The 14,524-nt window shown below is 61.3% G+C and carries 10 protein-coding genes; 3 read left to right on the top strand and 7 right to left on the bottom strand.

Features of this window, described 5'->3' with window-relative positions; genetic code table 11:
- Window positions 1-34: 34 nt before the first annotated feature.
- From QCL51_RS04150 to QCL51_RS04140, 3 genes are all read right to left on the bottom strand, one after another.
- Window positions 35-2,464 carry a TonB-dependent siderophore receptor gene (locus tag QCL51_RS04150; protein ID WP_338444610.1) on the bottom strand — a complete coding sequence of 810 codons (2,430 nt, stop codon included), beginning with the start codon at window positions 2,462-2,464 and terminating at the stop codon, window positions 35-37.
- Between the two features lie 108 nt (window positions 2,465-2,572).
- Window positions 2,573-3,535 carry a FecR family protein gene (locus QCL51_RS04145; protein WP_031321943.1) on the bottom strand — a complete coding sequence of 321 codons (963 nt, stop codon included), beginning with the start codon at window positions 3,533-3,535 and terminating at the stop codon, window positions 2,573-2,575.
- A 20-nt stretch (window positions 3,536-3,555) separates the two neighbouring features.
- Window positions 3,556-4,053, bottom strand: a complete 498-nt coding sequence (locus tag QCL51_RS04140; RefSeq protein ID WP_012051258.1) for a sigma-70 family RNA polymerase sigma factor — start codon at window positions 4,051-4,053, stop codon at window positions 3,556-3,558.
- A gap of 494 nt (window positions 4,054-4,547) precedes the next feature.
- Here QCL51_RS04140 and QCL51_RS04135 point away from each other — a divergent pair, with 494 nt between their 5' ends.
- Window positions 4,548-5,711, top strand: coding sequence for a type III PLP-dependent enzyme (locus QCL51_RS04135; RefSeq protein WP_021781787.1), 1,164 nt, complete (start codon window positions 4,548-4,550; stop codon window positions 5,709-5,711).
- A 28-nt stretch (window positions 5,712-5,739) separates the two neighbouring features.
- On the opposite strand, the gene QCL51_RS04130 is transcribed toward QCL51_RS04135, so the two are convergent.
- On the bottom strand, window positions 5,740-6,510 hold the full coding sequence (locus QCL51_RS04130) for a tetratricopeptide repeat protein (protein WP_103443525.1): 771 nt from the start codon (window positions 6,508-6,510) through the stop codon (window positions 5,740-5,742).
- A 3-nt stretch (window positions 6,511-6,513) separates the two neighbouring features.
- The gene (locus QCL51_RS04125; protein WP_021781785.1) at window positions 6,514-7,194 is read right to left on the bottom strand and encodes a Fe2+-dependent dioxygenase; all 681 of its coding nucleotides are present in this window, start codon (window positions 7,192-7,194) and stop codon (window positions 6,514-6,516) included.
- A 221-nt stretch (window positions 7,195-7,415) separates the two neighbouring features.
- Here QCL51_RS04125 and QCL51_RS04120 point away from each other — a divergent pair, with 221 nt between their 5' ends.
- Both QCL51_RS04120 and QCL51_RS04115 read left to right on the top strand, forming a co-directional pair.
- On the top strand, window positions 7,416-9,659 hold the full coding sequence (locus QCL51_RS04120) for a TonB-dependent siderophore receptor (protein WP_103443524.1): 2,244 nt from the start codon (window positions 7,416-7,418) through the stop codon (window positions 9,657-9,659).
- A 102-nt stretch (window positions 9,660-9,761) separates the two neighbouring features.
- Entirely contained in the window at window positions 9,762-12,317 is a 2,556-nt protein-coding gene (locus tag QCL51_RS04115; RefSeq protein ID WP_319298419.1) for a sulfite reductase flavoprotein subunit alpha, read from the top strand.
- Window positions 12,318-12,525: 208 nt separating this feature from the next.
- Here QCL51_RS04115 and QCL51_RS04110 read toward each other — a convergent pair whose 3' ends face one another.
- Both QCL51_RS04110 and QCL51_RS04105 read right to left on the bottom strand, forming a co-directional pair.
- Window positions 12,526-13,317 (bottom strand): amidohydrolase, encoded by a 792-nt coding sequence (locus QCL51_RS04110; protein ID WP_021781782.1) that lies wholly within the window; start codon window positions 13,315-13,317, stop codon window positions 12,526-12,528.
- A complete protein-coding gene (locus tag QCL51_RS04105; protein ID WP_084850646.1) occupies window positions 13,305-14,453 on the bottom strand; it encodes a pyridoxal phosphate-dependent aminotransferase in 1,149 nt (382 codons plus the stop codon). The genes QCL51_RS04110 and QCL51_RS04105 overlap by 13 nt, the downstream gene beginning before the upstream one ends.
- Window positions 14,454-14,524: the final 71 nt, after the last annotated feature.

Below are 14,524 nucleotides of genomic sequence, written 5' to 3'. Positions count from 1 at the left end.
CGAAGGGCCGCAAAGCGGCCCCGGTAATCTCGGATCAAAACCCAACACTGGCCTGCACATAGAAGGTCCGCGGCTCACCCACGTAAAGGCCGGCATTGTTGTCGCTCGAACGTGTGAAGTACTGCTTGTCGAACAGGTTCTTCACCCCCGCCGCCAGCTTCAAATTGGACCACTGCGGCCCGAATTCATAACCACCACGGGCATGCCAGGTCACGTAGCCCGGTATATCGCCATACCGCCCGTCGGCACTCGGCTCGGTGATGTAGTCGCCATTGAAGCTGCCGTCGGCATTGATCCCGGTTCCCGGCGCACGCTGCTTCGATTGGGCATAGGCGTCCAGGTTCCAGGTCCAGCGGTTAACTGCGTAACGCACTCCGGCAGTGGCCACCTGGCGTGAATAGAACGGCAGGTCTCGACCCTTGAACCCTGGGATATCCCCTTCATAGGTCGCGCGGGTATAGGTGTAGCCACCGCTCACCGACAGCCCGTCCAGGCGCGGGTCCAGCCCGGCCAGGTCATAACGCACCGAAGCCTCGATGCCCTGGTGCTTGGTCGCACCGAGGTTGGTCCAGCCCACGTCGTTGCTGATGTACTGCAGCTCATCATCGAAGTCGATGTAGAACGCCGTCAGCTCACCGGCAAAGCCGCCATTGTCATAACGGGTACCGATTTCGTAGGTCTTGGCTTTTTCCGGCTCAAGGCCATTGGCCGTACTGTTGCCAGAACCGCCCTGGCCCAGCTGGAAGTACTGCAGGCTACCGAACGAGGTTTCGTAGTTGGCGAACACCTTCCAGGCATCGGAAACGTGGTACATCACGCTCAACGCCGGCAAAGGCTCGTTGCTGGTGATGCTGCGCTTCTTCTCGGCTACCGGAAGGTTGTTGGCGCCCAGCACCGGGCGGTCGCGCCAGTCGGTATTGATATGCTCGAAACGCACGCCAGGGGTGATGGTCCAGTTGCCCACGTCGATCTTGTCGTCGATGTAGTAGGCGCTGGCCTCGGTGCCGCCGCTGCGGTCCTGGAACACGTGGCCGTCGGAAGTCGGGGTCTCCGTCGGCACGTTGTCGATCAGCGCCAGCCGAGTCGTCTGTTCGCGCATCGCTTCCTTCAGGTAACGGTAACCGACACTCACTTCCTGGGTGGTTGGGCCGGCAAAGAAGATGCGCGACACACGGGGTTCGATGGCGAAGGTGTGGTAGTTGCGCGGGTACGACGACAACGTCTTCATGTCCCGCGAGGCTATTGTGCTGCCGCGGAAGCTGTCGGTGTAGTAGGTCAGCACTTCGAACTGGGTGGCGTCGTCGAGCTGCCGCTGCCATTTGAACGACACATCCTTGCGCCGGCCCGCAAAGTAGTCGTAATCGCGCAGCGACTGGTACGGGTTGCTGTCGTATTGGGCCTGGGTCAGGCCACCCGGCATGTCGGCACGGCCATCGTAATAATGGAAGTTGAGCCAGAACTCATCGACATCGGTTGGCGCCCAATGCGTCTTGAGGATAACGTCGTCGATGTCGTTGCCGTTGTTGCTTTCACGGTAACCGTTGCCATTCACCCCGGTGTACAACAGCGCCACGCCCATGCCATTGTCGGCCGTGCCACCGACGAAGGCTGACTCGGTGTGTTTCCAGCCACCGTGCTGGGAGGTCTCCAGGGTGGTGGACAGCTCTGCCGAGGCCTTTTGCGGAATCGCCCGGGTTACGAAATTGATCACACCACCCACGTTCTGCGGGCCGTAGCGCACCGAGCCGGCACCACGCACGACGTCGATGCTGTCGAGGTTGCCAGAAGAAATCGGTGCCATCGACAGCTGTGGCTGGCCATACGGCGCGAAGGCGGCCGGGATGCCATCGATCAGTACCGTGGAGCGCGGCGACAGGCGCGAAGTAAGGCCGCGCACGCCCACGTTCAGCGACAGGTCGCTGCCACCGGTTCCGTTGGAGTCCTGCACTTGCACGCCAGGGATGCCGCGCAGCACGTCGCGCACGTTCATTGCGCCCTTCTCCACCATTGCCTCGCGGCGTACCACGGTGCGTGCCCCGGGATGGTTCTGTATCACGCTCTGCTGGGCATCACCCAGCCAGTCACCGACCACCTTGATGTCGGTGGGGGCCAGCTCCAGGCTGCCGCTGCCCAGGTCAAGGGTAGTCGGCAAAGGCTTCACCACAACGGTGTCCCCGGACATCTCGTAGGTGAGCCCGCTGCCTTGCAACAGCTGTTGCAGCGCCTGCACCGGCGCCAGGTTGCCCGATACCGCCGGGGCCTGTTTGCCGGCGACCAGCTCGGGGCTGAAAAACAGCTGCAGGCTGGTCTGCTGGCCGAGCTGGTTCAGCGCCGAACCCAACGGCTGGGCCTGGATGTGGAGGGCATTAGCGGCCTCTGCGGCCGGGCTGCCAACGGCCACAGTACTGACCGCCAGGGCCAGCGCCAGGGCGCGAAAGCGTGGGAGAGGTTTGTTGTTGTTCACGTCGTCGAAACATCCTGGAATGCGGAATAAACGCCAACCGCGTGCAAATGGAAATGCTTGGCAGTTGCAGCTGGCGAGGAAGACGAACGAGTGAAAAAAAACCTGAATCTATTTGGCGATTATTTCGCTGGAGCCGTCTTCATGGGCTTTGATGGCCACCGGTAGAATGCTCGGCAAGGCCCGCAGCAGAGCGTCTGTATCGTTGGCACTGAAGGTACCGGACAGGCGCAGCCGGGCGACTTTCCCAGGGGCGACCCGCAATGTCTGGCGACGGTAGCGCGAGGTTTCGGCCACTACTTCGGCGAGGGTTGCGTTGTCGAACACCAGCTTGCCCTGTCGCCATGCGGTCATGGCGCCGGTGTTGACCGCATAGGGTGCGGCGACCAGGCCCTGTGCATCTATATGCGACCCCTGCCCGGCCGACAGTTGCGCCGGCGAGTCGCCCTTGCCCTGCACCCGCACCGACCCCTGCTCCACCGCCACACGGGTGCTGGCTGGGTCAAGGCGGACGTCAAAGCGGGTACCTGTGACGACCACACTGCCCTGGGCAGTGTCGACCACAAACGGCCGGTTACTGTCATGGGCGACGCTGAACATCACTTCACCGGCGTTCAGGCGCACGTGCCGCCGGCCGGCGCTGAACTCGACCTGCAACTGCGTGTTGCCATTGAGCTCCAGATGCGAGCCATCCGGCAGTTCGACCTGACGGCGCTCATTGAAGGCCGTCTGCAGGCTGCCTTGATGGTTCAGTTGCAGGTGGTGCCAGCCGCCCCAGCCCAGGCCCAGCGCCACTACCGCGACACTGGCGGCCAACGCCTGGCGCATGAAACGCCGTCGTGGCAGCTGCTGCACCGGGTCTGGCTGGCACAGCGCCTCCAGGCGCTGACGTGGAATGAAGTCGGCGGCCTGCCACACGCGGCAGAGATGCTCATATTCTTCCCGGTGGTGCTCGTCGCTCGCCAACCAGGCATGCAACTGCTTGTGCAGCCCGGCATCCCGAGGTGCATCCTGCACGCGGGCGAACCATGCGGCCGCCTGCTCGCGGACGGCATCGGTACCGTGCTGTTCCATCGAAAAGATCTCCTGACTCTTCATGCCGACACATCCAGGTGCTCACGCAGGTGCCGGAGCGTGCGGATCATATACTTTTCGACCATGTTCTTGCTCAACCCCATGCGCTCGGCAATCTCGGCCTGAGTCAGGCCTTCGAGCTTCTGCCAGATGAACACCTGCCGGCAGTTGAGAGGCAGCTCGGCCAGCGCCCGCTCAACGCTGTCGGCCAGCTCCAGGGCATGCACGTAGGCTTCCGGGTCGCCACTGCCGGTTGCGCCTTCTTCGAAGGCTTCCCGCTCCAGGGCCTGGCGTCGGTCTTCGCGACGGAAGCCATCCACAGCGATGTTGCGCGCAGCCTGATGCAGGTAGGCGCGTGGCTGCTCAACCTGCTCGCGCGGGGTTTCCAGTACCCGGACAAAGGCATCGTGGGTGAGGTCCTCGGCCTGCTGACGACTGCGCAGCTTGCGCGTCCAGGTGCCGATCAGCTCATGGTAGTGGTCGAGGAAGCCTTTGTGTCCGGACACGGTCGGGGTCATCAGGGAGGCAGATAAGGGTGCGAATAGTAATGTTTCGCATCAAAAGCAGCAAATCCGCCAGTCGGTAACAAAAAATTTATGGGCGATTTCCTGTACGGGGGTACCAGGAAAATGTGGCCATAAATATGAACACCTCCGGCCCTTTCGCGGGCAAGCCCGCTCCCACATTGAACGCGTATCCCCTGTGGGAGCGGGCTTGCCCGCGAAGGACCCAACACGCTCCATTCCACAATTTTTTACGCTTGAAACATCGCAGGGAACATCAGCCGGTCACACGAGTCGGTTATTCAAATGGCTGGTCGTCGATCCACGTCGATCACGCCCGGATTGCCTGTTGATTCTGCATTCTTCACGCCCTAAAGTGCGCGCCGAACGTCCATGCTGGAAACGATCCATCCGGCTCAAGTACTGAGTAGGCGAACCAAAGTGGGGATACGGAGGACGTTCAGTTTGCAGCCACTTAATCTTTCAGTTTGCCCATGGAGTCCCTGAGCATGTCGATCCAGGTCGAAGACTATTTCGCGCGTGAAACCTTCCAGAAAATGAAGGCGTTCGCTGACAAGCAGGAAACCCCGTTCGTACTCATCGACACCCAGATGATCAGCCAGGCGTATGACGACCTGCGCGCCGGTTTCGAATTTGCCAAGGTCTACTACGCGGTCAAGGCCAACCCGGCCGTGGAAATCATCGACCTGCTCAAAGAGAAAGGTTCGAGCTTCGACATCGCCTCGATCTACGAACTGGACAAAGTACTGGGCCGCGGTGTCAGCGCTGACCGTATCAGCTACGGCAACACCATCAAGAAGTCCAAGGACATCCGCTACTTCTACGAGAAGGGCGTGCGCCTGTACGCCACCGACTCGGAAGCCGACCTGCGCAACATCGCCAAGGCCGCACCGGGCTCGAAAGTGTACGTGCGCATTCTGACTGAAGGCTCCACCACTGCCGACTGGCCACTGTCCCGCAAGTTCGGCTGCCAGACCGACATGGCCATGGACCTGCTGATCCTCGCCCGCGACCTGGGCCTGGTTCCTTACGGTATCTCCTTCCACGTGGGTTCGCAGCAACGCGACATCAGCGTGTGGGACGCCGCCATCGCCAAGGTCAAGGTGATCTTCGAGCGCCTGAAAGAAGAAGACGGCATCGAACTGAAGCTGATCAACATGGGTGGTGGCTTCCCGGCCAACTACATCACCCGTACCAACAGCCTGGAAACCTACGCCGAAGAAATCATCCGCTTCCTCAAGGAAGACTTCGGTGACGAACTGCCGGAAATCATCCTCGAGCCTGGCCGTTCGCTGATCGCCAACGCCGGTATCCTGGTCAGCGAAGTGGTGCTGGTCGCACGCAAGTCGCGTACCGCCGTCGAGCGCTGGATCTACACCGACGTAGGCAAGTTCTCCGGCCTGATCGAAACCATGGACGAAGCCATCAAGTTCCCGATCTGGACCGAGAAAAAAGGCGAAGCCGAAGAAGTGGTCATCGCCGGCCCGACCTGCGACAGTGCCGACATCATGTACGAGAACTACAAGTACGGGCTGCCGCTGAACCTGGCCATCGGTGACCGCCTGTACTGGCTGTCGACCGGCGCCTACACCACCAGCTACAGCGCAGTGGAATTCAACGGCTTCCCGCCGCTGAAGGCTTACTACCTGTAATGCACAACGGGGCCGAAAGGCCCCGTTTTCATGTGTGCTCTCCTGTACCGGCCTCTTCGCGCCGATCGATTTCCTCAGCATACCGCGCCGCAAAGGCCATCAACACCGGCCCTGCGCCCTGCAGGGTTACCAACGCAGCACGCAGGAAATTCATGTTCCCCGCAACCCGGGCCTGCTCCAGCCACTGCCCTGCCTCGGCCAACTGCCCACGCTCGACCAGCACCAGCGCCAGGCTGAACATCCCGCGAAAATCCCCCGCCTCGGCCGAACGCCGATACCAGCGCACCGCCCGCGCCGGGCTGGGCGCCGTGGCAATGCCCTGCTCCAGGTAACGCCCATACAGGTTCATCGATTTGGCATGCCCCAGCTGCGCAGCCTTCTCGTAGCACATCAGCGCCTGCACCTGATTGACCGGCACCCCGCGCCCGGTCGCCAGAAGGTTGCCCAGGTTATACAGGCCCCAGTCCAAACCGGAATCGGCCGCACGGGCGTAGTGAACGGCAGCCTGCGCCAAACTCACCTCACCGCCCCAACCATGCTCCAGGCAACGCCCGAGCATGTTGTGCGCCATGGCATTCCCCCCCTGTGCAGCGATACCGAACCAACGCCGGGCGACGGTGGCATCCTGCTGGATGCCAAGCCCATCCAGCAGGATCTGCCCCAGCAGCAACTGCGCCTCGACCGCACCCTGCCCCGCTGCCGCCAGAATTGCCTGGGCGGCCTTGCCGGGGGATTCCTCGAGCATGGCCTGCAAGCCGGCCACATCCACCACTTCCTCACGCCGCAGCAGGTAGGACACGGCTCAGACCTCAGCCCAGCGGCGCAGCAAGTTATGGTAGGTGCCCGTCAGCTGCAACAACGAAGGATGGTCCGGCACATCGGCAGTCAGTTGCTGGATTGCGTTGTCCATCTCGAACAGCAGCGTCCGCTGGCTGTCATCGCGCACCAGGCTCTGGGTCCAGAAGAATGCGGCATAACGTTGGCCACGGGTCACCGGGTTGACCTTGTGCAGGCTAGTGCCGGGGTACAGCACCATGTCACCGGCGGCCAGCTTGACCTGTTGCACGCCATAGGTGTCCTGGATCACCAGCTCACCGCCGTCGTAGCTTTCCGGGTCGCTGAGGAACAACGTGGAAGACAGGTCGGTACGCACCCGCTCCGGGCTGCCCTTGGGCTGGCGCAGGGCGTTGTCGATGTGGAAGCCGAAGTTGCCACCTTCGCGGTAGCAATTGATCAGCGGCGGGAACACCTTGTGCGGCAACGCTGCCGACATGAAGCGCGGGGTTTTCCACAGACGGTCGATCAACGCAGTGCCAATTTCCTTGGCCAGCGCATGGCCTTCCGGCAACTGCAGGTTGTGCTTGGCCTTGGCCGACTGATAACCCGCCGTAAGCTTGCCATCGGCCCAGTCGGCCTGCTCCAGCGCCTCGCGAATACGGGCCAGTTCATCAGCGTCGAACAGACCTGGGATGTGAAGCAGCATGGCAACAGCACCGTTGGGAAATGTAAAGGCTCAATGATATTGATTCCCTTTTGCGCTACACAAGCCCCATTCGCCAGTTAAGACGTTTCAGCTGCATGAAACCGTAAAGGCAAATTGTAAAGATTGTAAATTCTTCACGAATGGTAACGAATCTCAATTGTTAGTCAAAATTGCTTACATTAAGATCCACCGCCTCGAAACCTTGGGGAAGGTCCTTACCAATGCGTCACTACGTGCCATCTGCTGTGAGCTCACAACGCCTGCTTGCGTCCGCCATTGGCGTTGCCATCTCTGCTGCATCGACTGCTCAGCTTGCATATGCAGATGATCAGGCTGCTGATTCTGTCATTTCACTCGACGCAACCAGCGTCAACGCGGCACAGGATGTCACCAGCTACAAGACGGACACCGCCAGCTCGAAGAAGTACACCGCCCCGCTGCGTGAAACACCGAAGAGTGTCACGGTGATCCCTCAGCAAGTCATTCGTGACACGGGGGCGACGTCCTTGGTAGACGCCTTGCGTACAACCCCAGGCATCACTTTTGGCGCAGGCGAAGGCGGCAACCCAGCGGGTGACCGCCCTATCATCCGCGGCTTCAACGCCGAAAGTGACGTATTTGTCGATGGCATGCGCGATGTCGCATCCCAAAGCCGGGAGATCTTCAACGTGGAGTCCATTGAGGTCGCAAAAGGCCCTGGCTCCGCTTTTACCGGTGCTGGCTCGACGGGCGGGAGCCTCAATCTGGTCACCAAGAGCGCAAAACTTGGCGATAGCTACAACGGTGGGTTCACTTGGGGTTCAGACCAGACCAAACGCACCACCCTGGATTTGAACAAACAGCTGACCGACACCTCTGCCTTTCGCTTGAACCTGATGAAGCACGAAGCCAACGTCGCCGGTCGTGACGATGTGGATGTGAGCCGTTGGGGGGTGGCACCGTCGTTCGCTTTTGGCTTGGGCACCGATACACGGGTCACAGTGGGTTACTACCACCTGAAAACTGACGACATGCCTGACTACGGCATCCCGCTGAATCGCAGCGCCACGCGCAGCAAATACAATGTAGATGGCCCGGCTCATGTAGACCGCGACAACTTCTACGGTTTGAACGGACGCGACTACCGCAAGACCAGCAACGACAGCGGCACGATCCGTATCGAACATGACCTGAACGAAAACCTGACACTGTCCAACAGCTTCCGCATGTCGCGCTCGACCCTCGACTACATCGTGACCAACCCGGATGACAGTAAAGGTAACGTCGCCAACGGTACGGTCTATCGCGCCACCAAGAACCGCAATTCGACGTCCAAAGGTTGGGTGAACCAGACCGACCTGAGTGCCAAGTTCAATACCGGCTTCATCGAGCATAGCCTGGTGACAGGCCTGGAGTTCACCTACAGCGACACGCATAACCGCGGGTATGTCGTCACCTCGGCCGCTGGCACAGGCACTGTTTGCACCCCCGCCTTGCTGGCTTCGGGCGACTGCACCAGCCTCTACGACCCATCCCCGGATGACGGCTGGTCTGGCACGATTACCGACAGCCAAGCCTTCACCGATACGGATACGAAGACCAGCGCTGCCTACGTATTTGACACACTGACTTTCAACGAACAGTGGTCGCTGAACCTCGGCCTGCGTTACGACGATTACCAGACCAAATCAAGCGGATACAGCACAGGTGGGCGTGGCTCGGTTGCGGGGGACTTCTCTCGCGAAAACAACGCGCATCTGTGGAACTACCAAGTTGGCGTAGTCTACAAGCCGTTGCCCAACGGCAGTATTTACGCCGCCTGGTCGACCTCCAGCAACCCGTCGGGCGAAACCAGCGGTAATGGAGGCCTGGAGCTGGCGGCCAACAACAGCAACCTCGATCCAGAACGTAACCGCAACTACGAAATCGGCACGAAGTGGGACTTCTTCGACGATAACCTATCGTTGACCGCAGCCTTGTTCCGTACCGACAAAACCAACGCACGCGTCACCGATCCAGACAATGCCACATATCAGGTGCTCGATGGCGAACAACGGGTCCAGGGTGTGGAGCTGACCTACTCGGGTAACCTGACCAGCAAGTGGAAGGTCTATGGCGGCTACACCTATATGGAAAGCGAGATCGTGAAAACCTCTACTGCAGCGAACGAAGGCAACCACATGCCTAGCACGCCGCGTAACAACTTCACGTTCTGGTCGACCTACGACATCATTCCGCAACTGACCGTTGGTGCTGGAGCGACTTTTGTCGATTCGCGCTTCGGTGACGAAGCCAACTCGGTCGAGGTACCTTCCTACTGGCGCTATGACGCCATGGCTACCTATCGCCTGACAAAGAATGTCGACTTGCAACTGAATGTGCAGAACCTGACCGACAAGCGTTACTTCGATCAAGTATTCGCTACGCATTACGCTCACGTAGCGCCTGGCCGTACTGCACTCATGAGTGCCAACTTCCACTTCTAATCAAGTCACCCCGAGCCCCGTTCATTCCCGTGAGCGGGGCTTTTGCGTATCAAGGCATAATGCACGCCGCGCAGGTCGCGGCAGCAACTCAAGGTGAGTAACGTGGTGAAGAAGACGCTGTTCCAATTGCACTGGTTCTTTGGCATCACCGCTGGCCTGGTGCTGGCCTTGATGGGCATTACCGGGGCGCTGTACTCGTTCCAGGAAGAACTGCTGCGCGCATTCAATGCCGATGTACTCAAGGTAGAAGTACGCGCCGAAGGCGTGCTGCCGCCGGCCGAGCTGGTTAAACGAGTCGAAGCCCAGCAGCACGACAAGGTGTCGATGCTGTGGGTCGACGTGCGTGAAGGCAACGCTGCACGTATCTTCTTCATGCCTGCACCGGGCGAACGCCGTGGCGAACTGCGCTATGCCGACCCGTACACCGGCGAGCTCAAGGGTGAAGTGGCCGGGCAAGGCTTCTTCAACCTCATGCTCAAGCTGCACCGTTTCCTCGCCATGGGCGATACTGGCCGGCAAATCACCGGGGCCTGCACCTTGATGCTGGTGTTCTTCTGCCTGTCCGGCCTGTACCTGCGCTGGCCGCGCAAAGCACTGGCCTGGCGCACCTGGCTGACCTTCGAATGGGCCAAGAAAGGCCGCGCCTTCAACTGGGACCTGCACGCCGTGGCAGGTACCTGGTGCCTGCTGTTCTACCTTCTGTTCGCCCTGACCGGCCTGTTCTGGTCCTATGAGTGGTACCGCGAAGGCCTGAACAAGCTGCTGGCTGACGCGCCGGCTGCGGGCCAGCAGCAAAAACGTGGTGAAGGCCGTGGCCGGCACGGGCCGCAGAAAGTCGACAGGAATGCGCCACCGCTGGTGGTGGACTATGACGCCATCTGGGCCAACCTCAAGGATGCCGCGGGCCCAGGCCTGTCCACCTACAACCTGCGCCTGCCGCCCGCTGGCGGTCAGCCGGCCAACCTGTTCTACCTGCTCGACAACGCTGCCCACCCACGTGCCTTCAATACCCTGGTCCTGGACCCGGCCACCGGCCAGGTTAAAAAGCACGACCGCTACACCGACAAGTCCTTCAAGGCGCAACTGCTGCAGAGTGTTTACGCCTTGCATGTGGGCGAGTACTTCGGCTTGCCGGGGCGCATCATCGTCACCATCGCCAGCCTGACCATGCCGTTGTTCTTCGTCACCGGCTGGCTGCTGTACCTCGACCGTCGCCGCAAGAAACGTCAGGTGCGCGCAGCCCGTGGCAACGTCGCCAACAGCAACGGCAATGGCGACGGCTGGCTGATCGGCTTTGCCAGCCAGAGTGGCTTTGCCGAACAGTTGGCCTGGCAGAGCGCCAGGCAGCTGCAGGCAGCCGGCCAGCCCGTTCAAGTGCGCGCCCTTGCCCAACTGGGTGAAAACGACCTGCGCCAGGCCCATCGCGCGCTCTTCGTGGTGAGTACCTTCGGCGACGGTGAAGCGCCCGACAGCGCCCGCGCCTTCGAGCGCAAGGTGCTCGGCCAGCCTTGGGCACTGAACAACCTCAACTATGCCCTGCTCGCCCTCGGTGATCGTCAGTACCCGCACTTCTGCGGCTTCGCTCGTCGCCTCCAGGCGTGGCTGGGGGAGCGCGGCGCCAGCAGTGCATTCAGCCCGGTGGAAGTGGACAACGCCGACCAGGCCGCCCTGCAGCAATGGCAGCAGGAACTGGCGCAACTGACCGGCGCCCAGCCGGTCGCCGCCTGGCAGCCGCCAACCTTTGCCAACTGGTCGCTGGTGCGCCGCAAACTGCTCAACCCCGGCAGCCAAGGCCAACCGGTGTACCTGCTTGGCCTGCAGGCTGCAGAACCTGCGAGCTGGGAAGCCGGCGACCTGGTAGAAATACTGCCGCTAAATGGGCAGCCACGTATCGACGCGTTCCTCAAGGGCATGGCACTGGACGCCAGCAGCCAAGTGCAGGTGAATGGCCTGAGCGAAACCCTTGCCCAGGCACTCGCTGGTCGCCAGTTGCCGACGCGCCGCGATCACCTGATCGGCTTGCAGCCGCAGGCACTGGTGGATGCACTGGTACCGATCGGCAGCCGCGAATACTCCATCGCCTCGATCGCTAGCGATGGTGTGCTGGAGCTGATCGTGCGCCAGGAACGCCACCCCGACGGCAACCTTGGCTTGGGCTCTGGCTGGCTGACCGAATACCTGCCAATGAATGGCACCCTGAGCCTGCGCCTGCGGCGTAACAGTGGTTTCCATCTGCCTGAGGCCGCTGCGCCGATGATCCTGATCGGTAACGGCACTGGCCTGGCAGGCCTTCGCAGCCTGTTGCGCGCGCGGGTCAATGCCGGTGAGCAGCGCAACTGGCTTTTGTTCGGCGAGCGTAATCGGGCGCATGACTTGCTGTGCGGCGATGAGCTGCATGCTTGGCTGGACAACGGCGACCTGGCACGGCTGGACCTGGCGTTCTCGCGCGATCAGGCCGAGAAGGTGTATGTGCAGGACGTGATGCTGCAGCAGGCCGAGGACTTCAAGCGCTGGGTAGCCGATGGGGCTTGCGTGTATGTCTGCGGCAGCCTGAAAGGCATGGCGGCGGGGGTGGATGCTGCGCTCAATCGCATGCTGGGTGAAGAAGCTGTACAGCAGTTGATCGAGGATGGGCGGTATCGGCGGGATGTGTATTGACTGAAATCGATTCAACCAGCGCCGGCCTCTTCGCGGGTAAACCCGCTCCTACAGCGGGCTGTGTCCAACCCCAGATGTGTGTCCACCACCGATCTGTGTAGGAGCGGGTTTACCCGCGAATACGGTGGCGGCGGTAACAGTGAAGGGCCAGGGAGATTGGCCACCAGGCCCTTTCGCGGGCAAGCCCGCGAAGAAACCGGCGCTGCTGTCAGTGCAACTCGAAGGTATCGGCATCCAGGTTGGCCGGGAACTTGGCCCGGTACGCCGCCAGTTCCGACGCGCTCAGTACTGCAGTGAACACCCCGTCCGCCTCGCCGGCACTGAGCAGGCTCTCACCCTGGAAATCCAGCACCTGGCTGTCACCAGAATAAGCAAAGCCTTTACCGTCCGTGCCCACCCGGTTCACCGCCGCCACATAGCACAGGTTCTCGATGCCCCGCGCCGGTAGCAGGCGGTTCCAGTGCTGGCGACGCGCGGCCGGCCAGTTGGCCGTATAAAGCAGCAGGTCGGTGTCCTGGGCGTCGCGGCTCCACACCGGGAAGCGCAGGTCGTAACAGATCAGCGGGCGAATCCGCCAGCCCTTGACCTCGAACTGCACCTGCCGCTCGCCTGGGGTGTAATGTTTGTGCTCACCGGCCATGCGGAACAGGTGGCGCTTGTCGTAGTGCAGAATCTCGCCGTCCGGCCGCGCCCACAACAGGCGGTTGCGGTGGCTGCCATCGGCCGCCTGGATGATCACACTACCGGTAATCACCGCATTGTGCTTCTTCGCCTGGGCTTTCAACCATTTATAGGTCGGACCGTTCTCCTGCTCGCACAGGCTTTCCGACTGCATCGAAAAGCCGGTGGTGAACATTTCCGGCAGGATCACCAGGTCCACCTCGCCCACCTGCTCCAGCAGCACCTCGAAGTGCGCGTAGTTGGCCTCGCGGTCATGCCAGGCCAGGGTGGTTTGCACCAGGGCGACTTTCAGGTTCGGCAGTGTACTCAGATCGCGCATAGTCTTTCCGCTGCCTGACGCAGCGTCTCCTCTCGTTTGGCAAAGCACAGGCGCACCAGGCGTTGCTCGGGGATGGGTTGCTGGTAGAACACCGATACCGGGATGGTCGCCACGCCGTGCTCACGCGTCAGCCACAGCGACATGTCGACATCGTTCAGGTCCGGGCGGATTTGCGAATAGTCCACCAGCTGGAAATAAGTGCCCGTCGTGCGGGTAAAGTTGAAACGCGAGCCTTCCAGCAAGCCGCAGAACACGTCGCGCTTGGCCTGGTAAAAGGCTGGCAATTCATCAATATGCTCGGGGTGCTCGGCCATGAAATCGGCCAAGGCCCACTGCAGCGGCGTCACCCCACAGAAGTTGACGTACTGGTGCACTTTGCGCAGCTCGGCGCTCAGGGCAGGCGGTGCGATCACGTACCCGGTCTTCCAGCCGGTAACGTGGTACGTCTTGCCGAACGAACTGACCACGAAGGCACGCGAGTACAACTGCTCATGGGCCAGCACGCTGGCGTGGCGTACACCGTCGTAGACCAGGTGCTCGTACACTTCATCGCTGACCAGGTAGATATCGCGGTCGGCAATTAGTGCGGCCAACTGGTCGAGGTCTTCGCGAGTGATCAGCGCGCCGCTGGGGTTGTGTGGCGAGTTGAGGATGACCATGCGCGTGCGCGGGGTCAAGGCATCGCTGAATTTCTGCCAGTCGATACGGAAGGTGCCGTCGCTCAACTGCACATGAACACAGCGGCCACCGGCCAGCTCCACTGACGGCTCGTAACTGTCGTAGCAGGGATCGAAGACGATCACTTCGTCACCGGCATGTACCACCGCCTGGATGGCACAGAAAATAGCCTCGGTGGCGCCGGGGGTGATAGTCACTTCCTGATCGGCATCCACCCTGGCCCCATACAGCCGCTCGACCTTGGCCGCTACCTGCTGGCGCAAGGCCGGCAGGCCGGTCATCGGCGAATACTGGTTATGCCCGGCAGCCACGTGCCGGCCCACGGCATCAAGCAGGGCCTGCGGGCCATTGAAGTCAGGAAAGCCCTGGGACAGGTTGAGCGCGCCAGTCTGCACGGCGAGCTGGGACATGGTGGTGAAGATGGTCGTGCCGACATTCGGCAGTTTGCTGCGGATCATGGAGCCCTCTTTCCTGGGGTATATCCGGCACGGGGTGGAGTCCGAGCATAGCGGATCGAGCGGTCAGGAAA

This window comes from Pseudomonas sp. LTR0 (genome assembly GCF_036630035.1).
GTDB lineage: Bacteria > Pseudomonadota > Gammaproteobacteria > Pseudomonadales > Pseudomonadaceae > Aquipseudomonas > Aquipseudomonas putida_Y.
This window is presented reverse-complemented; position numbering and strand designations above follow the sequence as displayed.

Excerpts from the sequence above, each read along its gene's own strand:
- QCL51_RS04145 (WP_031321943.1), bottom strand. The coding sequence starts at position 3,535 with ATGGAACAGCACGGTACCGATGCCGTCCGCGAGCAGGCGGCCGCATGG.
- QCL51_RS04140 (WP_012051258.1), bottom strand. The coding sequence starts at position 4,053 with ATGACCCCGACCGTGTCCGGACACAAAGGCTTCCTCGACCACTACCAT.
- QCL51_RS04135 (WP_021781787.1), top strand. The coding sequence starts at position 4,548 with ATGTCGATCCAGGTCGAAGACTATTTCGCGCGTGAAACCTTCCAGAAA.
- QCL51_RS04125 (WP_021781785.1), bottom strand. The coding sequence starts at position 7,194 with ATGCTGCTTCACATCCCAGGTCTGTTCGACGCTGATGAACTGGCCCGT.
- QCL51_RS04120 (WP_103443524.1), top strand. The coding sequence starts at position 7,416 with ATGCGTCACTACGTGCCATCTGCTGTGAGCTCACAACGCCTGCTTGCG.
- QCL51_RS04110 (WP_021781782.1), bottom strand. The coding sequence starts at position 13,317 with ATGCGCGATCTGAGTACACTGCCGAACCTGAAAGTCGCCCTGGTGCAA.
- QCL51_RS04105 (WP_084850646.1), bottom strand. The coding sequence starts at position 14,453 with ATGATCCGCAGCAAACTGCCGAATGTCGGCACGACCATCTTCACCACC.